The organism is Pantoea sp. V106_11, assembly GCF_029967885.1.
Classification (GTDB): Bacteria; Pseudomonadota; Gammaproteobacteria; order Enterobacterales; family Enterobacteriaceae; genus Pantoea; species Pantoea ananatis.
This window is the reverse complement of record NZ_JASCAK010000028.1, coordinates 214,868-239,388: the sequence shown is the minus strand read 5'-3', so window position 1 is coordinate 239,388 and position 24,521 is coordinate 214,868. Positions and strand designations below refer to the sequence as shown.

The following is a 24,521-nucleotide window of genomic DNA, read 5'->3' as shown; positions in this document are numbered from 1 at the left end:
CACTCCTGGTTTCCTTCGTATGTCCACATCCCTGTTCCGACGCATTCGTTACCGTCCGCCATTCTGCGGTTCGTTGTCGTCAGGGTGCCCGACCCATATCTGGCGCTCAGTGCCGAGGCGACGTCCATCACATGGTCGATCAGTTGTCCGCTATACAGGCGCTCATGCGCAGCTATTATCTCCCCCCCCCCTACTGGTGTATCTACGATACGGCCCCCAGCCCCAATTCGGAGTGCCATGTGGGGTCTTCCCGGCTGCCGTTCTTACGACGTGAACAAGGGTTTCCGGCGTCACACTGCTGTCGGCCACCACGGTGGTAGCCATGTGTAGTACATATTCCACCGTGGTTGTACTGATATTGTGCACCTCCACAGATGCAACATATGGCCAGGGGTATGTGTCTGCACCCGCCAGCATTGAGGCGGTCATCATGAGACCCCCTAAGATCAATCTGTTCATGTGGTTATCTCGTATTTCGCAGCCTTTACCAGACTGTTTGCCCAAATTGTCCACCGTGTCCGGTATGCCTGCACTCGGGCGGCACGATCCTTGTCAGAAAGACCGCGTGCTCTGAGCTGCTCATCAAGCCGCTGGCACCGTTCAAGGTGTTTGTTCAATGACCGGTCGCTGATGCGGGGTAGATTCGGTGGACTAAATTCAATACCACACCAGTCAAAACCCCGGCTCAGTCGGCCGATCTGTGTTTTATCGGGATGGCAGGTAAAACCTGCTATCTGTAAGTACTGATTACAGTCACGAATCGCGCGTTTTAACGGCCAGCGATGGCGTGCCAGTAGCAAAAAATCGTCCATATAGCGAAGGTAATACTGTCCTGTCTGACAACCGAAGTAGCGGTCCATATGCCAGAGCAAAACCGCCTCCGTCAGGGGGCTGAGTGCACAGCCACGGGGAATACCGGTTTCTGGCGTACGTATTTCGCCGCCATCCTCCGCACTGTAGTAGAGATATTGGTACAGCAAATTCAGACAGGCAGGGTCCTGAGTAATGCTCTGCCAAATCTGCCAGGCCATCGTCTTCTGAATGTGTCGGTAATAACCGCGAATATCGGTGCGATACACATACTGCCATTCTTCGGTCTTCAGTTGCTGCGCCACTCTGCCTACGGCATGATGCGTACCGCCTTGTAAATGCAAACAGTGAGTGTGAACGGGAAGGCTGGGTGAAAGCGTCAGCGCCGCCCATTTGAGCACCAGCGCATCGGCAGCCGGCCACATTATCACCGTGTCGCATTCGCGACCTGCGGCATAACAGCGCACGGTTTGCATCGGTGAAAGCCGATATACACCGCCTTCTACCTGCCGCCTGATTAACGGGAGCTGTGTGTTGGCATGATGCCGCAGATGCCAGATATCGGCATTGTCGGGCGCATGTCTGCGCTGATTGCAGAGCCAGCGCCATGCCTGCAGCCAGAGGTCGGTCATCATTCATAGGCTACCCGCAAGGTGGCATGAGCGGTAAACGCCCCTTCTTCAAGCACTTCACCTTCTTTCTGAACCAGTACCGCTTCCAGATCAGGCATTGTCGTGCCATTGACCTTGACGGGCGAATCCAGCACTAACGGTTTGCCATCGGCATACAGTTTCACCCCCAACGCCTCACGTTCCGGCGTAACAACCGTGGCATTATCGGTGTCAAAGCTGGCTGGGCTGCCGCTGACGGATAGCATCAACTGCCAGGCCGCGTTACTGCTGTCCTGTTCACAATGTAGTGTCACAGGAATGGACTGACGGTAAATACCCGAAGCCACTTTTTTGACACCGACCCTGTCACCAAAATTAACCTTGATAGTGCCCGCTTCACTCAGGTTGCAGGGAGGTGGTTCAATAAGCGTGCCGCGAAATTCCAGGTTTTCTGTTTCTGCTGCCGCAACATCAGGCAGGGTGACTGAAAACATGAAAACACAGGACAGTAAACAGCTGAAAAAGTGTTTAATGGATCCCATATCGGATTACCTTAATAAAGTAAAAATACATGTAATAAATTAAAAATTCAGTCAAGCGGGCCGCTCTTATTGATACTCCACGACAAGAGAAGCCTTTGCGTTAAATACGCCGCCACTCAAAGCTTCATTTTTATTTTTTTCAGGTACCGCATAGAGGGCAGGTATATTAGGCACATTAAAATTAAGCCACTCGCCCGGTGAATAGCGGACACTGTCATGATAAAGCGCAATACCTAACCCCTTTTTAGGGGTAGAAATAACCTCTCCTGCATAACCCGCAGAGGTTGTTGCACCAGAAATGCGTATTTTTTGTTTTGAGCTGATTGCCGACGTGCAGTCGAGCGTAAATTCTATCTTTTGTCGATACTGAGTTCCATCAATGCGCGTGGTCATCACTTCATCGCCAAAATCGACCACAATGTCGCGATTGCTGTTCACCACGCAGGGCGGGGACTCCAGTAATGTTCCGGAGAAACTCACCTCGGCGGTTTCAGTGGCCATTACGAGCGTAAAACATGTCAAAAAATAACCTGTAATCACGCTAAACAAGAAGCGGCTAAAGAAACATATTTTGCATTTCATTCTGTAACCCCGGTTATTTAATATCAATAACAACGGTCGCTGCGCTTAAGAACAGTCCCGCTTTAGGCTTTTGAGCCCCAGTAATGATCGGTGAGGCATAGATAAGCGGCGGTGAGGTTGCTACGCCATTTTTTCCCACAACGAAGCTGAGTTCTTTTCCAACATTCAGATCTATCGTCTTGTCTTTAAACAACTTCAGCGCCAGACCTTCGTGATCGGTACAAAGATACTTATCGCATCCTTCACCTATACCGCTGGCATTGATTTTTAACGACATCGTCAGGCCCGCACTGTTAGAACAGTCCAGCGTAATCGGGATGAGGGTTTGTTTATAATCACTTCCATTTATTTTATCGATATAAACGTCATCACCAAAAAAAACTTCAATTTTATTGCCTGTGGCGGCATTGATCGTACAGGCGCTACTTTCCACAATCGTGCCGGATACATTTATTTGCGTAGTATCACCTTCACTCACAGCGTAGACAGGTCCACCCGTCACCACCAGAAATAACAGTAGCGCTCTCAACCTGATTAATTTCATTTTTTATTCCGTGCTTTTAATGATGTCTTATTTTGATGATTGATGGTAAATGCTGTACTGGACGTGTCATTCCTTAGGCACGACCACTTTACTGGCTTTGCAAATCGAGTTGTTACACGTAAATGTTAACAGGCGCTGACTGCCATAATCATTAACAAACATCAGCACGGGTGCATTACCGAGCTTAGAGGCTGAAACCGGTAATTTAATTTTACTTTTCGGCGCAGCCATGACGGGTTCAAACGCCTCAACACCTTTTGCATTTTCTGCCGTTCGTCCCTCGACAAAAGAAAAATAGTAAGGAGTTGGATTATTAAGGTAATAAACATCCCCTTGTTTCGCTAAAGTGAGGCTGGTCGTACCCGGCACGGTATCGGCCATTCTGTCTACCTTAAGGGATGATGGCCGATAAAACACTTTTAATCGGGTCTGCATCGCCAGCATTAGCGTATTGGGCTTGTCCGATTTAGGGGGGATTTCTCGTAGATTAAAATAAAATACGCTTTCACGATCTTTGGATAACGATTCAATTTCCGCTAATTTTTGAATCCTGACCAGCGTTTTCGCTCCCGCTTCTACACGTTGAACCGGAGGAAGGACCATCATCAGGTTGGTGACTTTTTTCTCGTTCTCATCATCAATCCAGCCCTGAGCCAGATAGGGATCTTTCGTATTGCGATTGGTCACATTAATGCTGACCGATTTGTCATCCTGGTTATAAATCAGACGAGATCGGTCGATTGTGAGCGCAGCATTCGCTGAAGTCATACAGGCTACGTTAGCAACAATTAATGCAGTCAGTATTAAAACGCTTTTCATATAAAACCTTTATTAATGATTAACATGAAGACTGATTTAACCTCCCTGCCTAACAGCCCAACACAAACGATGCGTAAATAAGCAAAAACCAGCCCGCGATAGTGTGGAGATAGTTTACGCAATTTTAATGGTGGATAGCGTTAAGTAACCCGTCAGGGGGATCAACGACATTCACTCCTTCCCGGGAAAAAATGACGAGATAAACGGCTTCCCTGAGTGATTAATCGCCCCATGCCAGCATATTGTGTCGCGTGTACGCTCGCTTTTATCTTGAGGAGGTAACGATTAACGTTATGTTCAGATCCTGCTTATTCTTTACTAGCTGACCAATCAGGCGATTTTCTCGCAATCATGAATTTCGGCCACTTAGCTCACAGTGGATTCAGGCCATAAAAAGCCTTGCCCCAGCGCAGCACCACTGTCAATTGCACGATACAAATCTTGTGCCGTTTCAATACCTTCGATAAGAACGTTCTGACTAAATCGCTTAGCGCTCTCAACGAGTGGTTTTATTGGTGTACCGTTTTTCCTGCACTTCTGCATTTCGTGATAATCTGTCTTTATCCCATTGAAGTTAAATTCAGCTAAAGTTAGCCACGTTGCCATATCGGTTCTGTAATCATCCAGCCAGACTGACCATCCGAGATGTTGTAATCTTTTGATACTCTCTTTTAGTTTAGCGATACGCTTAACGGTCATCTCTCCGACGTGTTGCGCATCCTGAACCTCAATAACAATTCTGCTGTCAGGATGCCGAAAAAAAGTGATATCTGATAACTCCATGTTTAAAAGCACCGCTACGGGGATGTTGATAAACAGTAGCCCGGATAAGGTTAAACGACGGATGCTCATCAGTTGCTTTTCTAATAACGTAACAAAAAGTGAAGTGGGCAATTTCTGAAAAAAACACTCTACATCGGTATTAGAAGGCAGTAGCGAGAGTATCTCGTATCCAAAAACATTATTATTATCGAGTCTAACGATAGGTTGCAATCTGATGCCCTGAATGACACTCAACATATTTTAGCACCTGAACAATGATCATCAGGGATATTCTAATGAAAGGTTAATAATAGCATAGAAATCACCCGTCATAATGTCATCCCTTGCTGTTTTTATAATACTGGCCTGCCAGTTCAGTTCTGTGTCGCCCTTGTTTAGCTCTAAGGCTTCCTGTGGTGCATTCGGCTTAACCGTTTCGCCTTCGCTGTCGGTTATTTTCAGGGCTATTCCGGATACCGTGCCGTTTACGGCAAACAGATCTGAATCCGCATTATCTTTACTGGCGTTAAAACGGACAGCAACTTTACTCCCTATATCCGGATCGCACTCCCTGAGTAAAACTGAAAATTTTTTACTCACTGATTCATTGGTATCAATAAAAGATTTTTTCGCCAGCGGCCCAAAATCTACCGTCATGTCTTCCGATTCAGAATCAATCTGACACGGCTCAGATATCAACGCCCCTGAAAACTCAACATCAGTATCCGCCTTTATGGGCAGCGAAAAAATCATCAGCGATACGCATATCAAGCCCGAAATCGTAAATAAAAAGCGGTTGATGCCTCTGTTACGCTGCTGCATTAATCGTACTCCATTCCGAGCTGAACAATAGCAGTCCATTCGCCCGGGGTTATGGGCATTTCGTTGCGTCTCAATTGCACCTTGAGCATCAGATCGTTACGCCCCTGATTCAGTGCCAGAGGGTGCTCTGCCACCGAAGGCATAAGCTGCTCGCCTTTCGCATCTTCAAGGCGTAAAGAAATTCCCGAAGTGCTCCCTTTAAGCCGAAAAAAACGCGGATCTGACGGCTCTTCTTCACCCGTAATTGTCATGCTGGCGATACTCTGGTCGGCCAGCCAAAGATTACGACGCACATCCTGGCTTTCATGTAATTGGTGTACACCACCAGGGCAGTGCTCCAGTATGATATGCATATCCACGGGAACACTGACATCACCGACTTTTTCTAACTCACGTTGTGAAAGCGCGCCTAAATCCAGCTCCTGTTCACGTGATTCACTGGCAATGGCGCAGGGTTCAGTCAGCATCATGCCATTAACGACAATCGTGCCATTCAAACCATCCACCTCCCAGTTATCTGCCGGGTTTGTGTTCTTTGCAGCAAAGCATACTGGCGACAGGAATAACAGAGAGACGATAAAGCGAGATATATTGCGCATACCAGATTCCTGACCCAACTATTTCTTGGCCTTTGCCTGACAGACATCGCCATGGCAGTCATAAGCCATAATCGGTTTTCCACCAAAATCATTAATGGTGATGACATGGGGCTGCGGAAACAGGGCTGAATGAACGATTTCACTGGATTTGGGTGCAATCATCACCGGTTTAAAATCTTTCGCCACGGCCTGACCCGGCTTACCCGTAATGCCAATGACCGTTATATAATAAGGCGACGGGTTAACGATTTTGTATCCCCCACTGATCTTATGTAAAACCAGTTGATCATCGTGCTGGCTGAAGCGTTCTGCCACGATAGCCGCTGGGCGATAAAAAAGTTTTATTTTCGTTTGCAGTGCCAGTTGTAAGACGTTGGGATGATCGCTTTTAGGGGGCACTTCTCTTACGCTGAAATAAAATAAACTTTCGCGATCCTGCGGCAGCGTATTAACCGAAGGTAATGAAGTAATCCGAATCACACTTTTTTGCGAAGGTTCAAGCCGTTGCATCGGTGGCGTGACCATCAAATAATCGGTAAGTTTTTTACCCTTCGCATCTTCAAGCCACGCCTGTGCCAGATACGGTTTTTTGGTGCTGTCATTTCCAATATTCAGAATAAGATTTTTTTCTGTTCCATTGAAAATGGCGCGCGTCCGGTCAAGAGATACGGCAGACAGCGCTTGCTGGCTAAAAGCCCCGCACAACGCGCCAATCACCACCCATGTTGAGATAAAGCGTTTAGAAAATTTCATAAATAACCATCCAAAAATTGAGCATGAAAAACGTTGCCGGTAACCTTTCGGCAGCCTATTCGCAAGGCAGAATTAACTGACTCGCTGGAAGGATATGAGGTAGGCGAGCGGTACACTGTGTTTTACCATTCCATTGCAGACTCAGTTTTTCATCGGGATTGACGCCTGTGATCCAGGCAAGCCCGCCATCACTGACCATCCCGACTTCGCGTTTTTTCTCATTAAAAATGGTGGCACCAAAGGGCGGATGTGAGCCATTTCGCATACCCAGAATCGCCACCACCTTCGCACCTTTTAAAACATCAATACGGCGAAAGCCAATCGCCCCTTCTGTCAGCGCCGCTTCAACCACCGGGGCATCGCCCATTTCAATATCATCGGGCAAACGATCGACATCGATACTGACAGATGAACGATAATAACTGGGCACCGAAGGCATCACCGCAATACCAAACGCATTCGTATTACCGTTTTGGCCAACAGGGACATCTGCCACGCCATCAGTACTGATCATCATGCGTGTTCCGCCTCGCCCTCCTGAGCCATGTAATGCGGCCCCCTCACGTGTCGCTGTCATTCCCCCGCTCAAAGACAAGCTTGCTGAGGTATAACTTTTTTCCTGCCAGCTGACGTTCGCGGTAAGGTCCGCATGATCGCCCGTATGGTTATACATTCCGCTGGCCTGGGTGGTCATATTGTGTCCATCTCTATCACTGCGTGTTCCCGTCGCCAGCCGATAGCTGTCACCGTTCTCAAGAGACTGATACCAACCGGCTGTCTGACTGAACGATTTACCGCTGTAATTACCGTTGTAACTCGCGGTTCCCTTGCCGAAAGGCACACCCAGACTGAACCACACAGCATCATCATTACGCCCGTTATAATCACTGCGCGATGCGGAAAGCGAGGTTGAAATATTATGCCAGTCACCAATATCAAAATAACGACTTAACGATAAGCTGTAGCGATCTGTTTCGGGTTTATTCCAGTAGGTTTGGTGAGACCAACTAAAATAAGCCGATAAACGTAAGTCGGTAAAACTTTTACTGGCGGTCAGCGTATAGAGTTCCTTACTATTACCCCGAGTACTGCCGTGATAACGGATATCAAGGTATTCCGGCATCGTCATATAATTCCGTTCAGAAAAACGATAGCCCGCAAACGTAATATCACTGTTTATCGAATCAAAACGTTTCGAATAACTTATCCGGTAAGAACGGCCTTGCACATTTTCGTTATGGTTCAGGTTTGCCATCGACTGTGTCACGTCTGCCGAAATAGCACCCAGCTGATATAAATCTCGCCCCAGACCTATTGCGGCACTTTTATAGTCAGGTGAGACGATGCCACCGCCATATAATGACCAACTATTGTTAATCCCCCAGGAAACCTCTCCCGTTCCAAATACGGGGCCTTCAACGCTGTGGCTGTAATTCGATGAGCGACCAGTGGCAAACTTATAACGAAACTGTCCGGGCCGGGTCAGATAAGGGATTGTTGCCGTCGTAACCTGAAAATTTTGTACACTGCCGTCCTGTTCAGTCACTTTTACGTCAAGCTCACCGCTTACCGCGCTGTTTAACTCCTGTATACGAAAGGGGCCGGCAGCAACAGTGGTCTCATACAGCACCCGTCCCTGTTGGCTGATGGTCACCTTGGCATTGGTTTTTGCGATACCGCTTACCTCAGGCGCATAGCCTCGCAGCTTCGGGGGAAGCTGGCTCTCATCGCTAACGATGGACGCACCGGTATAACGCCAGGAGTCAAACAGATCAGATGACAGATAATCTTCGCCAAGCGTGACTTTCGCCATAATGGATGGCAGGGCGCGAAACGCATAAAAACGCCCCCAGCTGAAATTTTTGGTCGTTGTGCTGTTTTGACCACCACTTTGACGGTAACTGCCTTGCCAGTCCCCCCGTAAGCGCCATGCGCCAAAATTGGCACCCAGCGTTCCACTTCCGCTCGCGTCCTGAGCGCGCGAGCCCTGCGCCGAGCGTGTCATCGTGCCATTCAGGCTGTAATCAAGCATGACGCCAGAAATGCCATTTTCCCAACGAGAAGGCGGCAACCAGGTTGCATCCTGATATTCCAACCATGCCTGTGGCACAGAGACCTCAAGTGTCGACTGACCCAGATCCCCTTTCAGTATCACGCCCTCAAGTGCGTCGAAGTTGGCGCAGGTTCTTGTCTCATTAAAGATGACTTTAGCCAGCGCTTCTGGGCGTAAGCCCAGCATGTCAACCTGCTCTTGCGTCAGGCACGCTCTGACCAGTGATTTCTGATCGCCCGGAAACGCAGCTTCTTTGAAGATAATTTCCTGATCGCCAATCGTACTGTTATTGATTTTAAACGAGAGCAAATACTTGCCCGGCATAATATAACCGGCTTCAGAGAAATGTGACAAATCGATATTATTACGATCTTCAGCATCCAGAATATCCATATTAAACTCTACGGAGAAAACAGGAAATGAAAATCCAGTCAAAGCCAGCAGTATGCATGCACCCAGCTTTGAACGCGATAATAACAATGATTTATCCATTTAAATCGTCTTCTTAATTTTAATTGATTTAACAGAAAGAAATAAGACTTATTGATAGCTAACCATAAAACGAATGATGCCAGACCATTTTCCCTCTCGAATTTCTTCACCTGTTGGAACAACCCTTAAGCGATATTGTAATTCATTACCCTCTGGGTTTAACGGCACGCCCTCCATCATTTCTCCAGGACTTGCTTGATGGCCTTCACTATCTGACACAGCCAGCGCAAATCCTTGCGCTTCCCCCGTTAAGGAAAATAAATCAGGTTGAGTTAAGACACGGTCACCTTCAAATGTGACGCTGACACTTTTCCATTCTTTGCCATTTTTACGGGCTAATTTGCAGTTCACTAATCTTAGTGAAAACGGAAAAGAATATTCCTGCCCACTATTTAATAAAGCATTTGCAGAAAATACGGGAAACGTCACTTCCTGCCAGACGTCATCAGTATGGATACTGCATGCGGATTCCTGAATTTGGCCATTAACGTGAACATGTCCATGTCCACGATCAATCCATTGTGCAGCCTGAACTGATTGGCAAATGACAACAAAAAGTGAGACAAGAAAACAACGCAGGAACATACCAGTCTCCATCAATGCCCCTCTGGCAAGCCAGAGGGGCACTTATGCTTTTGCGCAGGAATTATTCGTAAGCCAGTGTGAAATCAGCAATCGAGGTAAATTCACCGGTGGTCACTTCGTCACCCAGGCCCTGAACATAGGCTGAGAAACTCAAAGTGTTATCACCTTCAATCAGGTCACGCGCGGTGGTAGAACCGCCAACTGGAATTTTGTTGCTGGATGCATCGGTGATGACCACACCCGCGCCGGATGCCGTACCGGTGATACCAAACCAGGTGTTGTCACCTGCCACTGCGGGTGAACCCCCAAAGGTCACGGTTACTGCTGGTGCAGTTTGTGTAACTTCACCGCTATCTGAATCCTTAGTGGTATTCATGGTGCAGTGCTGCAGGTCAATTTCAAAATTGACGGGTTTAGATGTACCGTTGTCGGCCAGTTGAGACGCTGCGATCTGACCCAGTGAGACTTCCTGATCGGATGTTTCTGGGCTAATAGAACAGGCCGCATCAATAATAGAACCGGTAAAGGTAATTTTACCCTGGCCCTGGTTAGCAACGTCGTCTACTGCATAAACGTTTGAAATCGCAGCCATGCTTAAACTAAGAGCCAGTACTGATGCGAGTTTATTCAATTTCATTACATTCAATCCCGTGTTTAAAATTTGGAAAGACATCCTCTGATGCCAAAAGCACGACGATCTCATAAGGGGCCTTTTCTTTGATCAGGCTATTGAGATGACGTGTCGTTACGTTTTCTGCGTTGCTTTTGACGAGGAGGATTATGCTACCAAAAACCAAACAACAGACAAGCAGGCCAGGTATAATTATAATTACGACATAAAAAACCAATAAGGACCAAATATAAAGAATAAAAAACCAATAAAGATTAAGGCAGCAAACATCATTTGAGAGATTACGTCGTATACATTCGTTGAAGTAATCTGCTGTTGGTACATAAAACAGATATCGCCTGCAGAACATAACGGGTAAATGATAAATAAGGAGTGGACAAGATGATTGAAAGTGGTGGGCCAAAGAGTGAAGCTGAACAAAGCGTTCAAAAACAGGGCGGGATAATGCGCTGTAAAGCATATTGAGTCAGGAATCTAAAGTTTCCGTAGTGATTAATGGAGGCTGTTAAATAAAAAATTATTCTGGGTTTAACTAAACATTTTGGTAAAAGAAAGACAATACATTTAAATTGTATTGTCTTCACATCGTTAGTTATCGCCCCAAATCCCGCAACTTCTCACCTGACATCAAATTCCTCTCAATCCGTTCCAGCGTCACATTCTTGGTTTCCGGCACCAGGTACACAGTAATGACAATAAACACCAGGTTAAACCCGGTATACAGCCAGAAGGTTCCGGCCGCGCCGATGCTGCCCAATAGCGACAAAAATGTCGCACCGATAATCATGTTCGCCACCCAGTTCGTCGTGGTGGAACAGGTAATACCAAAGTCACGGCATTTTAGCGGCTGGATTTCAGAACACAGGATCCAGACGACGGGTGCTGCACTCATTGCGTATCCACCAATACATAACATGGTCATGCCGACAGAAACCCAGGACAGGCTGCTGCTGATATTTCCCTGCCCTGCTTTCATCAGGCAGTAACCTAATACCAGAGTGGCAAAGGCCATCACCGAGAAGCCAATTTTCAGGATGGGTTTTCTGCCCGCTTTGTCTACGGTAAAAACGGCAATAAAAGTGGCAAACATAAAGGTCAGGCCAACGATAACGGTGGCGATCATCTGCTCCTGAGTGCTTTTAAAGCCCGCCATTTTAAAAATCTGCGGCGCGTAATACATGATGATATTCATCCCGGTAAACTGCTGCATGCCCTGCAATAACATGCCCATAAAGACCGCACGCCTGACATTTTTATTGCTTTTGAAAAGCGAAAAACCGCCCTGCTTCATGCGCAGACTTTCCCGAATCTCATTGAGTTCCTGGCGGGCTTTTTCCGACGTATCGCGCAGCATGCGCAGCACTTTCTCCGCCTCAATATGCATCCCCTTAGCCGCCAGCCAGCGTGGGCTGTTCGGTAGGAAAATGACCATAATAAAAAGTACAACGGCGGGAATGGCCAGAACCCCCAGCATGGCCCGCCAGTTACCGCTGTAGCTAAAAGCAGTATCCGATATAAAGGCCATTACGATGCCCAGGGTAATCATCAGCTGATACAGGCTTATCATTTTGCCACGCACGTTTTCAGTGGCCATTTCAGATAAATAAAGCGGCGCGGTATAGGATGCCACGCCAACGGCCAGGCCCAGCAGCAGACGAAAGATCAACAGCATTTCAACGCTGGTTGCGCCCGCGGAACCGAGCGATCCGATAGCAAACAGCACGGCGCCCGCCATCAGGCTGTATTTTCGGCCAAGCCGATGCGATACCCAGCCATTACATAGCGCCCCTAGCGCGGCACCCAGCATCATGATGCTGACCACCCACTCCTGCTCATGGCTGCTCAGGCTAAAATGATGAGTCAGAAAAGGTAGCGCACCGGAAATCACGCCAATATCCAGTCCAAACAGCAGCCCGGCTAACGCGGCTGAAACTGAGATGAACAGGTTCATACGACGAACTTTTTGCTTATGTTCGCTTTGAATAGTGAAAGTATTTACATGAGACATCATTAAGCTCCGCTCATACAACATGTCGTGTCCATGCAGCATATAAAGTAGCGATAGCGGGCGATGAGGGCAAATGAGGTCAGGATATGGACGATTTTACTGATCCCACTCTAAGTGTGATGCAGATCTCACTGAATGAGGGAGGGCGCATTTATCGTTTTATGACCTGATATTTCAACACGCTTTTTTTGGCGATAATGTGTAAAAAGCCCGATGGTGACCGCTGACCCGTGGAACCATCCAAACCCGGCGGGTAATTAACCTAAGCCATCATCGCGCCAGTCTTGCATGAAGAGTCGCCAGAAGACCTGACCGTCACGGTGCCGCGCTGACGATATGATGCATCGTATAAGAATAAATAGCCGCTATGTACCCGTATTCTTGTTAACCACGCTCACCGCACACGCGATGAAATATCGTAATTTACTTTTCTGGTTATCGATGCTTCTTGCTGCTCATTTAGGCAATACAATACTGCACAGCAAAGCGCATCAATTTATTACCTGAGGGTGACAACGACGAAATACCGTTTTTTTACACGTTCTTGTTCGACCCAATGCGCGCCCTTTCCTTTTACATCATTTTTTAACAGTCACTTTCCCTGTCTGCCGTGTTTGGAGCGTTCATCCTCAAGGAAAAGTGACGACAGGAAACAGGCAATGACCAGCATCATTTTATTATTACTGTTCTTTATTAATTTGATTCTTATCCTGGGTTTGATGGCTATCCAGGAAATGCTTGATGACCGTTATTCGCCCCATTACGAGAACGGTGACTACGATTAATAACGGCCACATTTCCGCGCCGCCTGGCGATACTTTAGAATCCCTGTTCATCATGGGATCTTTCCGGATTAAACTGTTATCGTTTCTCGATCAGACCAGTTATAAACCGCAAATACCAGCCTGATGTCGCCCGAAATGGCCCCATATCTTCGGTGCATATTGTCGGTAAAATACGATTTGAGCGTGTCGGGCAGGCTTGTTGAACGATAACGTAGCAACGTGGTGTGCCAGTATTCCGGTGGCGTTGTTTTTCCACCATGTCTTTGCAGAAGCAAATCCCGCCACTCTTCCAGTGACAGCAGCGCATTCCAGCATGCTGCTCTTTGCGCTACGGCGTGGTCTTCAGGAATACCTGCCAGTAGCAGTTGATCGGGAAGCGCCACCAGCCGTAATGCGTCAACCCTGAGTGACGAGTCGGTCACGTTCTGGCGAAAGGCATCCCTCAGGCCCGCCAAAGCCGGGAGCTGCTGCGGGCTTTGATAGCGCGCTGGCGTGACGGGCAGGAAGGTAACGTGAAAATGTTCGGCCCGCATGACGTCTGCCAGCGGATCCCCCTGAGTTAAGCCACGAAGATCGGCAAGGAGTGACTGAATTTGCGGATTCAGGACGGGCTGAATGCCACTGGTCAGGGCGTGAAGCCCGGCAGGATAGAAAAACTTGTCTGCTTGCTGATGTGCACTCGCTGTTTCTTGCCGCCAGCATTGCTGGGTTTCCCTGTTACGCTGCGCGTAGAGAGCGTCAATATAAGCGGCCGCCGTCATCTTCTCTCCTGAGATATCGTTAAACATCATGTCGGTAGCATAGCCAGATGAACACATGAATGCAGCACTTTCACGAAACAAGAAATGAAAGTCCATTTCATTCTTCGCGTAATGCGGCTGTTTATCAGCCCATTCAGGTACGTGGGTTTCATCAATTGTTGCGTCGTTGGTATCGCCCTGGTTCTTTTCTCGGGTTGCACATCCGGATGATCGCTCTTTACAGATCTGTCTGTCATCGTGGCTTCGGATTACAAGGCTGGATATGTTCTCTGCCGTCTTAGCCAAAGGTCAGCACAGCAGTTTCCCGGCATTACATTGCACAGTCTGGATTCACTACCGTCAACCTGATGATATGGCTTACTTTTTCCCACCAACATTGACTTAGCAGAAATACCGACCAGGCTTATCAGGCGAGCTGTTTTATAGTGTATTCATCACGAGGGAAAGACATGAAAAGCATTTTGAGCGGTTTATTGATTGTTTCCAGCCTTTTAATGATGTCGGGTTGCCAGCAGGACAGCGGTGCTGTGGGCAATGATGGTCGTCCACATGCGCCAAGCGGGCAATCTGTTCCAGGCGGCCCGTTAGGTAAAGGCCCTGTAGGCCAGCCACAGGCTTAAATAAAAATCCGGCGCTGAGCCGGTTTTTTCACTTTGTGTTTGCGTAAATCTGATTTAACTTTCCACCAGACGCGCAAAATGGCTGTACAGCGCCGGCAAATGACAGCCGCTAAGCACGGTTATTATCCTCTGGATGCCGCCGTTATTTATCCCCCTGACAGAAAAAGTCCCGCACGGTGGTGTTTCATTACCGTTCTTAATTTGATTATTATATTAACATTTCACCCTCAACCATAAGGGAGCAGATTTAAGATTTTTCCTGTCCAGACTGAAAAATATTTTATCGACCACCACAAATGACGCGTCTGTCATCCCAGATATTCGTGATCCATCTCTCATTAATGAAGTCTTCCTTCACGTTCTTATCAAACATTACCCCGACGAAAATATTATTATTGCATTTACTGTGAATCTAAATAATTAAGCAACCGATTAAAACCTGCCAAACGCCACGCACCTAATTTCTTCATTTTCATCGACATCAACAGAAGATACCTGTTGTCTCTTCTCTATCGCCTTGTATTCAAACGTGAGCTTCTCTTACGAATAAACAGGACGTATCGATCAATTAATTATGTGCAATAGCCTCGACCTATCAGGAACGCCGTACCGATCGATATTAACTATTTTTAAATGGTCAGCATCTCTGCAAAATAACTTTCACGCTCCGCTTAGGATTAAGGAGTATTTCTATACATTTAATTAACCTAATTTCGAGCAGATTAAAACATTCAGTCAGCCACACCACCAGGTGTATAAAAATGACGTCACATTAATTTAATAATAATTATCATTAAGAATAAAGCGTTAATCCTTAATGTTAATTCATAAGTTAACGGATGCGTTATTTAAAATATTAACATTAAAAATAATTATTTTAACAGAATGCTTAAAAAGAATGTTCCTGCCTGATGAAAAGCGATCTTCTGAACATTTAACAACCCCATTACGCTAAGAAAAACATCGATGAAATAAATGGATGAATAAATAACAATGAGCAGAACAACGCGTAAGTTTGTTATCGCTACGGTGATGAGTACGTTTGGATTAATGAATGCCCCTGCAGAGGCGGTCTGTAGCCAAGAAGGGAACAAATACACCTGTAGTGGCGCCGATCATGACACACAAAACCTGACAGGCGATGTCCTCGACGTCGTGCTGGACGGGACGTCTTACATTAATACCGATAGCGGATATGGCTTATCCGTCACGGGTTCATCCCTGACCATTACGCAGCAGGAAGGCGGCATTATCGTAGCCGATGGTTCAGGGATAAATATTGAAAATACCGGTACGGGCGACACCACGCTTAACATTTCCGGCACTGTGGTGGCGAAAAGAGCCGATGGTATTGAAATCATTACGTCCTACGAGGCAGGCGCAATCACCCTTATTCAGGAAGCAGGCACAATATCAGGGGAACAGAATGGCATCCAAACGCAGTATATGGGAACGGCCGATACGTTTATCGCGGTATCCGGCGAGGTGAAGGGAGAATCGAATAACGGTATTAATGCCCTGAATGGCAGCACGGCAAAAAACCTCTCCATCATGCAGTCTGGCGGAAAAATAACCGGCAGATTTAACGGTATTCAGGCATCTAACCAAGGTACCGGAAACACGTCCATCATCACAACCAGTGATGTCTCAGGTGAATACGCGGGCGTTTTTGTCGATAATCATGCTTCGGCACAAGACATCCTGGTGATGCAGTCAGATGGCAGCATCACTGGGGGCCATTACGGTATCTATGCCTTCAACCACGGAATCGGTGATACCACCATCCTGACAGCAGGTAACGTCACAGGCACTAACGGTTCAGGCATTTACGTCGACAATGCTGAGAGCGCAAACAATCTGTCCATTGTGCAATCTGGCGGCAAAATAACCGGCGGTGAGCATGGTATCTACGCGAACAATCACAGTCGCGGCGATACTTCCGTTACCACCCGCGGTGAAATCGTGGGTGAAAATGGCTCCGGTGTCAGCGTCTCGACCATGGACGGCGGCGATATCGCCTTCACTCAGATTCAGGGAAAAATTTCAGGTACTCAGTCAGGCATAGATATCTTAAACCGCGAAACGGGCGCCACGACTGTGAATATATCGGGTGAGGTTATTGGCGGTAGCGTCGCCGGTATCAATACAGATTTTAGAGGTAATGACGGAAAAACTACCATCAACCTGAACCAGGGTGCGGATATTTCAGCCGCCTCAGGTATTGCAATCAGGTCTACTCATTCTGATGCAACGGTAAACCTGAATAACGGCGCCAAAGTTTCCGGACAGATTCTGTTGGGAAACGGGAATAACATCCTGAATCTTAATCAGGGTTCAGATGTAAGCGGCCTGACAGTGATAAATGGAAACGATGACGATGATCCTGAGGACAGTATCACTACCCTCAATATCAACCAGTCACTGACGGGTTCTTCTTTTTCTGAGGGGGCAGCAGGCGATGTCGCCATTCTGAACTGGAATATCATTAATGTTGGCAACGCAGCGCAGACCCGTAATGCGACGTTAACCCTTTCCGGCGATCTCAATGCAGATCAGATCACTATCGCATCAGGGGGAAGGGTTAACGTTTCTTCTGCGGTCCGGGATGTCACTCTTGCGGGTAAGGTAAATAATGCAGGCTCCCTCGATCTGGGCATTGAGCGAAACAGTGACAACAGGTTAACCATTGAGGGTGATTATTCAGGGGATAACGGCAACCTGGTCCTGAATAGCGTTCTCGAAGGTGACAATGGCACTGCTGACCGACTGATCGTCAATGGCGATACGGCCGGCCATACCTGGGTCAGTATCAATAATCTGGGCGGACAGGGAGCACTGACCGATAAGGGCATTGAAATTGTCACGGTTAAAGGTGATTCCGCCGGTACCTTTGCAAAATCAGGCCGAATCGTCGCCGGGGCCTATGATTACGATGTAGTTAAAAAAGACAGCAACTGGTTTCTTGCCAGCGAAAAAGCGTACCGTCCCGAATTTGGCAGCTATCTGGCAAATGCCCGTGCGGCCAACACGCTGTTCCATACCCGCCTCCACGACCGCCTGGGTGAAACACAATACACCGACAGGTTAACGGGCGAACAAAAAGTCACGAGCCTGTGGATGCGCCATATCGGTGGGCATAACCGCTTCAGAGATGCTTCCGGCAAACTCCATACCCAAAGTAATCGTTACGTGATGCAGCTCGGCGGCGATATCGCACAGTGGAGCCGCAATGGACTGGATCGCTGGCACCTTGGCCTGATGACCGGCTACGCCAATAACCAGAGCCGCACGCATTCTAAAGCGAATGGCTATACCTCACGTGGAGACATTAACGGTTACAGCGTAGGCCTGTACGGCACCTGGTACGCTAACCAGAAAGAGAAAACCGGGGCCTATGTCGATGCATGGATGCTGTACAACTGGTTCGATAATCAGGTTACCGGGCAAAATCTGGCGACGGAAAAATATCATGCTGATGGGATCACCGCTGCCCTTGAAACGGGCTACACCTTTCAGACAGGAGAGAGCCGCGATGGCCGCACGCGTTACTGGCTACAGCCAAAGATACAGCTTACCTGGATGGACGTGCAGGCTGACGATCACATCGAAAATAACGGCACACATGTTGTCAACAACACCAACGGAAATCTGCAGACCCGTTTGGGCATGAAGTTTTATCAGCAGGGAAATCACATCAGTGATGAGGGCAAAGATCGCACTTTCCAGCCGTTTATTGAGGCCAACTGGATCCATAACACCCATAACGACAGTGTCATGATGAATGGTATCAGCAATGCGATCACAGGCGCGCGCGATGTGGGTGAACTGAAACTTGGCGTCGAAGGTCAGATCAACGCTCGCCTGCAACTGTGGGGCAACGTTGCTCAACAACTCGGCGATAATGGCTTTAGCGATACACAGGGCACGCTGGGGATAAAATACCAGTTCTGAATGTTCGCATAATATTCCACGTCAGCCCATTACCTCAGATGTCCGGTTTTTACGTTTGGGTACCATGACAGAAACCGGCCTGAATGAACCTGTTCAGGCCGACCGCACTACCAGGACAATCTGCATTTGTCGTGATGGCGTTCCACTCAGCTCCCCTTCCGCGCAGTTCTGCAATACTCGAGTAAACTTGATCATACTGGCTGAAAGGAAAAACCTGTATTGAGGCTTTGCCTGTCCTGCGGCGAGATCAAAACACGCCTTACAACCGCCCCCCATAACAATAATAAGGTGCGAACAGTGATGAAAAAGATCGCGATCGTCGGCGCTGGGCCAACCGGTATCTACACGTTTTATGCGCTTCTGGGTCATCATGTACCGATGTCCGTTTCCGTTTACGAACAGGGTGATGAGGCCGGTGTTGGCATGCCCTATAACGATGAAGAGAATTCCCGGATGATGCTGGCAAACATTGCCAGTATTGAAATCCCGCCTGTATTTATGACCTATATTGACTGGCTACGCGCCCAGAGCGACAGTCATCTCAGGCGATATCACGTCGATCCTGCCTCTCTGCATATCCGTCAGTTTCTGCCGCGTATCCTGCTTGGCGAGTATTTCCGCGATCGGTTTTTAGCGCTGGTGTCCCGCGCAACGGCACAGGGTTTCGAGGTAAAAATACATGAGCGCTGTCAGGTCACCGATCTTGAGGCCACCGATGCTGGCGTAAAACTCTGGACGCAGGGCGATACTGCCCCAGCAATATTTGATCAGGTCGTTATCGCCACAGGCCATGTCTGGCCAGACGACAGCGCCGCCACCCGCACCTACTTCCCCAGCCCCTGGTCCGGTCTGATGGAAGCGAAAATAGCGGCATGTCACGTGGGTATTATGGGCACCTCCCTGAGTGGCATTGATGCCGCAATGGCCGTGGCGATCCAGCATGGTGACTTTCAGGAAAGCGACAACGACGCGATCGCCTTCACATTGGACAAAGGCCACGAAGCCCTGAAGATCGTATTAATGTCACGATCGGGCATTCTGCCAGAAGCCGATTTCTACTGCCCGATTCCCTATGAGCCACTGAGCGTCGTTACCCAAAATGCCATCGATAACGCGATTGAGGCAGGCGCTGACGGATTACTCGATCGCGTATTTGCACTGATGGTTGAGGAGTTGGAGGAGGCTGCGCCCGCGTGGAGCAAAACGATTGATCTGAAAGCACTCACTGCCGACAGCCTTGCAGAAGCCTGGTTTGCCAACCGACATAAACAGGATCCTTTCCACTGGGCCAGCGCTAACTTGAATGAAGTCGAACGCAACAAACGCGACAGGCACACCGTGCCCTGGCGCTATACCCTTTTGCGGCTGCACGAGGTGGTTGAGGAAATCGTTCCCTTCCTTAACGAAAGCGACAGTAAACGCTTTTCAGGTGGCCTCGCTAAAGTGTTTATTGATAACTACGCGGCGATTCCTTCTCAATCCATCCGTCGACTGCTGGCCTTACGAGAGGCCGGAATCATCAGCATCCTTGCCCTTGGCGAAGAGTATGAACTGCGAAGGCAACAGCAGAAAACGCTGATTACGACTGAGGGGCAACAGCGAACGTTTGACGTGTTTATTGATGCGCGAGGGCAAAAGGCTCTTAAGACCCGCGATCTGCCCTTTGCAACACTGAAACAGCAGATCCAGCGCTGCGGCGATGAGATTCCGGATGTGGGTGACGATTATACTTTGCTGTCTCCTGAATCTGCCCGTGGACGCATTGCCCTGGCCGCCCTGCCCTATTTAATGCATGACCAGCCGTTTGTGCAGGGACTCACGGTGTGTGCCGAGATCGGTGCCGCCATCGCCAGTACGCTTGTGGAATCACCTTCACGTCCCCGAAAGCGCCTGGCGTGTTTTGAACCCTAGGGCAACGCGATGCCGCTATCTTGTTAACGCTGAAACGACTGGGCGACAGCGCATCTCGTCGTCCGGCTCTGGCATCAGCTACCTGATTCCGGCACGTGATTAAGGCAGAATATGCTCTGTGATGGCGTCAGAACTCAGTTGCACCAACCCTTTGACGCCATAGTGATAACCAGTTTTATCATGTTTAATGCGGATACCGCTGATATGCGTGTCTGCATTCGCTGCGAGTATCGCCTGCGCCAGTGGCAGCACCTCGTCGCCATAGTCTTCAAACAGCTCACCGGTGACAATCACGTGTCTGATATTGTGAATCGGTGCGGTGCAGCAGATAGCAAAACAGAGCGCTCTGGCGGTGGCCAGTACCGTTGCGGGCTGGTTATCCGGATCGACAGCAAAGGCCTGCTCGATACCGCCCTCATAAGGTAAATGCACTATCTCCGGATAAAATCCGTTCTCACCCAGTACCGGCTCGCCGTGAATACATTGCCCATAGCCCAGGCTGCCAAACCCAGGCATAAACGCCACCCACGATGAGTAAGGTAAGCGCTGAGCCAACTGAAAGGTGGTGCAGAACGCAATATTAAAAATCTGTGTGCTGATACACATCGCGTCTTCAATCCGTTTTTTAAGCGCCACGTTCGTCTCACTGAACAACGGGCAATAACGTACGACGCCGGTGAAATGCTCGATGCCGCCCTGCAACGCCACGCTTATTACGTTGACCTGCTGCTGACGGACATTGCCTGACAGGCATAACGCCGCAACGCTGGTGGCGATAAAGGCAACCAGGCGTTGTGGCGTTAGCAGGGCAGGCAACGAGATCCTGTGGTGCGCCAGCGCGGGCACTTGCGTATTGAAGTCGTTTAGCATCGCCTGGAGCTGGCCTTTGCGAAGCATAATATTGACGCTGAAAAACTGGCCCGGCGTTGCCGCCAGCAACTGTTGAGGTCGGCCAAACGCACTGTCCTTTACGTCCCGCTCCTCAATAACCCGCTCTTCCAGCAGCTGCGACGTCAATTTTGTCACGTAGGCCTTCGTCACACCCAGGCGGCGCGTCATCTCTGCCCGTGACTCGCATTCGCTGTGCAGAATATTCAAGATCTGCTTCTTGTAATCCATTCACGACCCTCTGCCCGCTCTGCGCTTCTGAGCGGACAGTAACACAGTTCGCCTTATCAGGAATTTGCTCTCAACACGAGTATCCAGTCATTTCCGCTGGCGGGTGGGTCGATGTTAAGGAAGAAGGTCTCCGACATATCATTGCTCAGCCAGTTCATGATGCCATAGCGGGGATCAAACCATCCTGTTTCGAATCCCGTGGCGGCAAAGGCGCTGATATCCAGGGTGATATTTTGCTGTTGCGGAATATATACCGCTATCCAGCGCTGCTGGTGATCGCGCATCACACCACAGTGGCGTTGATCGCTGGGATTAGGATTGATAAGTAAAGACCGATCGGGAACCCGTAGATGCCAGTCAGGCAGGGATTCAATAAACCGTCGCAGGATGCCAATGGCAAAGGCGCCGGGATAGTCAAGCGCATCAAACCAGTATGGAATGGTATCGCCCTGATAAGTACTCGCTGCGCTTTCAGGTATCGCCACGGCGTCATCTTCCGGTCGGCGCATCTGCCAGAGACTGTAGCAACCATAGGTAATGCCCGCGCCCCCCGCAAAGACTGACCAGTAGCTGCTGCGGCGCACCTCACGATCGGTAAAGCGGCTGGCCTCCTGTGCACGACGGAACTGATGCTGACACATGATCGGATGGGCTTCATAGCAGGGTTCAGCATCGAGAACCGGCTTGCTCTGACGCTGGTAATCCATTTCAATGGCGCGCCACGACGGATAAGCCTCACCCATGTGTCCCGATTGCCAGACGATAAAATCATGCCAGGGCCGATCGCCCAACATGTCCAGCGTGCTTCGCCCGCCCTGCGAGTGCACGGTCAACAGCGCATCGCCACTGCCGCCCTGTCGCAACCCTTGGGCCATATTTTCCATCAGCTGGCGTTGTTCCGGGGTTTGCACTGCACGATCACCGCCGATCATCCATATGATGCCCGTGCCTTGCAGCTTGTCACTGAGATACCGACAGAATGCCTGAACGTTTTCTGCGTTAAATAAGGGCGTTTTGGCCGCTCCCCAACTGTTGTTCACACTCCAGTGTGACCCCCACATCGGCACCAGGGCGATATAGAGATCTCGCGAATTGGCGATGTCGGTGACTCGCCTCAGATGATCAAAATAGGCTTCATTGGGGATCAGAGACGTTAAATCCCTAAAGGGCAGATGTCCGCCTTCGTAAGTCGGCGTCTGTAAACCGTCAAGCTCACACAGGGCAACGGCCTGAATCACATTAAAGCCTTTTTTTGCCCGATTTGTTAAATACGCTTCTGCCTCTGTCAGCGTCAGTTTGTGAAACAGCTCCCAGGCAGTACAGGCCGTATAGAAAAAGGGGCGATCATCCTGATAAAAACTTCTGTCACGAACCGTTAATTTTTTCATCTACCACTCCTGATATCAGAACGCTTTTTCATTGATAAATGACTGGCAGGTTTTTTCATCCAGTTTGTAACGTGAAAATATTCCGGCGGTGATAAACATGCAGGATGCGGGGAGCCAGACATAAAGGAGGTTAAACGCAGAAAGTTGATTTTCTGAAGCCGTGGTCATGAAATCGGGGTTATATCCGTACCATGCTAAGACATAACCAATAATTGCCCCACCGATCGCCATTCCGGCTTTTGTGGCAAACAACATGCCGCCGCCAATCATGCCGTTTATTCGGACGCCATATTTATAAAAGCCGTAGTCAGCCACATCCGCGACGGTTGCCCAAATAATTACGGCGATAAGTTCAACAACCAGTGTCGCCGTGACAAACAGCCCCGCATGTACCCAGACGGCTTCGGCAGAGGTAAAACCAATGATTAACGTAATAAGTCCCCCCGCGATCTGACTCCAGATCAGTAATGGAATCCGTTTTACCCGTCCGGTTTTAAGGACATATCCGGTAATCAAGGGGGCAATAATTCCGGCAATTGAACCCGCGGTAAGCAAAATACTCAGAAATGAAACAGGCAAGTTAAGCACATATTTTACAAAATACGCCGCCGCACCAAACTTAAGCGTATTCATAATCATCACCACCAGCTGTGCAGCAAAAATGATTAAAGCCTGATCGTTTTTCAACATCAGCCGTATCTGGTTGCCGACGCTGAGCGTCTGTACATCCCCTGCTGAAACGCGTTCCTGAGTATTGTAATAGCAAATTAAAACCAATAGCGTTGAGAGCAGGCCAATACCGCACATCACAACCCGATAACCCATCACCTCATTATCAAAAAGCGCAATCAACATGGGGACCAGTAAAGAACAAATTAAGTAAGAGACCTTGGCTAAGGGAAAGCGAATCGTGTTTATCTGTATCCTCTCGTCACTGTCTGCTGAAATGGCTCCCAGCAGAGAGACATAGGGCACCGCCACCAGGCTGAACGCCATAACCAGCATGATATAGGTGGTGTAGGCATAAATGATCCGTCCGGTTTCACCCAACTCGGGTGAAAGGAAAACGGCTGCGCAGCTAAGCCCATAAGGCACAGCGAACCATAATAGCCAGGGGCGGTAACGGCCATGTCGAGAACGCGTGCGATCGGCCACCACGCCGATTAATGGATCGCTTATCGCATCAATTAAGCGCGTAATCAGAAATAAGGTTCCCATTACTGCAGGGCTGAGCTTGAATACATCGGTGTAATATATCGACAAAAACATCATGGTCATGCCCATGAAGATATTCGCTGAGGTATCCCCAAGCCCGTAACAAAATTTTTCGCGAAAACTCACTTTTAATGGTTTATGTAATTCCATTCCAGCAT

Annotated in this window: 21 protein-coding genes; 4 read left to right on the top strand and 17 right to left on the bottom strand. The window is 48.7% G+C overall.

Going from position 1 to position 24,521, the window contains the following annotated elements:
* Positions 1–455 precede the first annotated feature (455 nt).
* The 13 genes from QLG08_RS11765 to QLG08_RS11705 form a co-directional block, all read right to left on the bottom strand.
* Entirely contained in the window at positions 456–1,445 is a 990-nt protein-coding gene (locus QLG08_RS11765) for a reverse transcriptase domain-containing protein (RefSeq protein ID WP_238493099.1), read from the bottom strand.
* The gene (locus tag QLG08_RS11760; RefSeq protein ID WP_238493100.1) at positions 1,442–1,915 is read right to left on the bottom strand and encodes a fimbrial protein; all 474 of its coding nucleotides are present in this window, start codon (positions 1,913–1,915) and stop codon (positions 1,442–1,444) included. Before QLG08_RS11760 ends, QLG08_RS11765 begins: the two co-directional genes overlap by 4 nt.
* 114 nt (positions 1,916–2,029) lie before the next feature.
* Entirely contained in the window at positions 2,030–2,545 is a 516-nt protein-coding gene (locus QLG08_RS11755; protein ID WP_238493101.1) for a fimbrial protein, read from the bottom strand.
* Positions 2,546–2,558: 13 nt separating this feature from the next.
* Positions 2,559–3,089 (bottom strand): fimbrial protein, encoded by a 531-nt coding sequence (locus QLG08_RS11750; RefSeq protein ID WP_116197491.1) that lies wholly within the window; start codon positions 3,087–3,089, stop codon positions 2,559–2,561.
* 66 nt (positions 3,090–3,155) lie between these two features.
* Positions 3,156–3,908: a fimbria/pilus periplasmic chaperone gene (locus QLG08_RS11745; protein ID WP_116197492.1), complete on the bottom strand. Its 753-nt coding sequence runs from the start codon at positions 3,906–3,908 to the stop codon at positions 3,156–3,158.
* A 366-nt stretch (positions 3,909–4,274) separates the two neighbouring features.
* Positions 4,275–4,928, bottom strand: a complete 654-nt coding sequence (locus QLG08_RS11740; RefSeq protein WP_282472940.1) for an EAL domain-containing protein — start codon at positions 4,926–4,928, stop codon at positions 4,275–4,277.
* Positions 4,929–4,952: 24 nt separating this feature from the next.
* Positions 4,953–5,492, bottom strand: coding sequence for a fimbrial protein (locus tag QLG08_RS11735; protein ID WP_181899109.1), 540 nt, complete (start codon positions 5,490–5,492; stop codon positions 4,953–4,955).
* Positions 5,492–6,091 (bottom strand): fimbrial protein, encoded by a 600-nt coding sequence (locus tag QLG08_RS11730; protein WP_116197495.1) that lies wholly within the window; start codon positions 6,089–6,091, stop codon positions 5,492–5,494. The genes QLG08_RS11735 and QLG08_RS11730 overlap by 1 nt, the downstream gene beginning before the upstream one ends.
* An 18-nt stretch (positions 6,092–6,109) precedes the next feature.
* Entirely contained in the window at positions 6,110–6,844 is a 735-nt protein-coding gene (locus QLG08_RS11725) for a fimbria/pilus periplasmic chaperone (RefSeq protein ID WP_116197496.1), read from the bottom strand.
* Positions 6,845–6,899: 55 nt separating this feature from the next.
* Positions 6,900–9,389 carry a fimbria/pilus outer membrane usher protein gene (locus QLG08_RS11720; protein WP_238493102.1) on the bottom strand — a complete coding sequence of 830 codons (2,490 nt, stop codon included), beginning with the start codon at positions 9,387–9,389 and terminating at the stop codon, positions 6,900–6,902.
* A 48-nt stretch (positions 9,390–9,437) separates the two neighbouring features.
* Positions 9,438–9,986, bottom strand: coding sequence for a fimbrial protein (locus tag QLG08_RS11715; RefSeq protein WP_238493103.1), 549 nt, complete (start codon positions 9,984–9,986; stop codon positions 9,438–9,440).
* A 49-nt stretch (positions 9,987–10,035) separates the two neighbouring features.
* The gene (locus QLG08_RS11710) at positions 10,036–10,611 is read right to left on the bottom strand and encodes a type 1 fimbrial protein (protein ID WP_238493104.1); all 576 of its coding nucleotides are present in this window, start codon (positions 10,609–10,611) and stop codon (positions 10,036–10,038) included.
* Positions 10,612–11,197: 586 nt separating this feature from the next.
* Positions 11,198–12,616 carry a sugar porter family MFS transporter gene (locus QLG08_RS11705; RefSeq protein WP_238493105.1) on the bottom strand — a complete coding sequence of 473 codons (1,419 nt, stop codon included), beginning with the start codon at positions 12,614–12,616 and terminating at the stop codon, positions 11,198–11,200.
* A gap of 656 nt (positions 12,617–13,272) precedes the next feature.
* Between QLG08_RS11705 and QLG08_RS11700 the strand changes: the two genes are divergently transcribed.
* Positions 13,273–13,398, top strand: a complete 126-nt coding sequence (locus tag QLG08_RS11700) for a hypothetical protein (RefSeq protein ID WP_022623712.1) — start codon at positions 13,273–13,275, stop codon at positions 13,396–13,398.
* Between the two features lie 68 nt (positions 13,399–13,466).
* Here the strand turns inward: QLG08_RS11700 and QLG08_RS11695 are convergent, their stop codons facing one another.
* The gene (locus QLG08_RS11695; RefSeq protein WP_238493106.1) at positions 13,467–14,255 is read right to left on the bottom strand and encodes a hypothetical protein; all 789 of its coding nucleotides are present in this window, start codon (positions 14,253–14,255) and stop codon (positions 13,467–13,469) included.
* Positions 14,256–14,608: 353 nt separating this feature from the next.
* Here QLG08_RS11695 and QLG08_RS11690 point away from each other — a divergent pair, with 353 nt between their 5' ends.
* The 3 genes from QLG08_RS11690 to QLG08_RS11680 all read left to right on the top strand — a co-directional run bounded on the left by QLG08_RS11690 (position 14,609) and on the right by QLG08_RS11680 (position 20,641).
* Positions 14,609–14,779: a hypothetical protein gene (locus tag QLG08_RS11690; RefSeq protein WP_015700785.1), complete on the top strand. Its 171-nt coding sequence runs from the start codon at positions 14,609–14,611 to the stop codon at positions 14,777–14,779.
* A gap of 993 nt (positions 14,780–15,772) precedes the next feature.
* A complete protein-coding gene (locus QLG08_RS11685) occupies positions 15,773–18,730 on the top strand; it encodes an autotransporter outer membrane beta-barrel domain-containing protein (RefSeq protein WP_282472939.1) in 2,958 nt (985 codons plus the stop codon).
* Between the two features lie 300 nt (positions 18,731–19,030).
* Positions 19,031–20,641: an FAD-NAD(P)-binding protein gene (locus tag QLG08_RS11680; RefSeq protein WP_282472938.1), complete on the top strand. Its 1,611-nt coding sequence runs from the start codon at positions 19,031–19,033 to the stop codon at positions 20,639–20,641.
* A gap of 99 nt (positions 20,642–20,740) precedes the next feature.
* Here QLG08_RS11680 and QLG08_RS11675 read toward each other — a convergent pair whose 3' ends face one another.
* From QLG08_RS11675 to QLG08_RS11665, 3 genes are read right to left on the bottom strand one after another with little or no spacing between them, the layout of a single operon-like run.
* On the bottom strand, positions 20,741–21,760 hold the full coding sequence (locus QLG08_RS11675; protein ID WP_013024977.1) for a hypothetical protein: 1,020 nt from the start codon (positions 21,758–21,760) through the stop codon (positions 20,741–20,743).
* A 56-nt stretch (positions 21,761–21,816) separates the two neighbouring features.
* Positions 21,817–23,148 (bottom strand): DUF4038 domain-containing protein, encoded by a 1,332-nt coding sequence (locus tag QLG08_RS11670; RefSeq protein ID WP_282472937.1) that lies wholly within the window; start codon positions 23,146–23,148, stop codon positions 21,817–21,819.
* Between the two features lie 15 nt (positions 23,149–23,163).
* Positions 23,164–24,513 (bottom strand): glycoside-pentoside-hexuronide (GPH):cation symporter, encoded by a 1,350-nt coding sequence (locus QLG08_RS11665; protein ID WP_014606342.1) that lies wholly within the window; start codon positions 24,511–24,513, stop codon positions 23,164–23,166.
* Positions 24,514–24,521 lie beyond the last annotated feature (8 nt).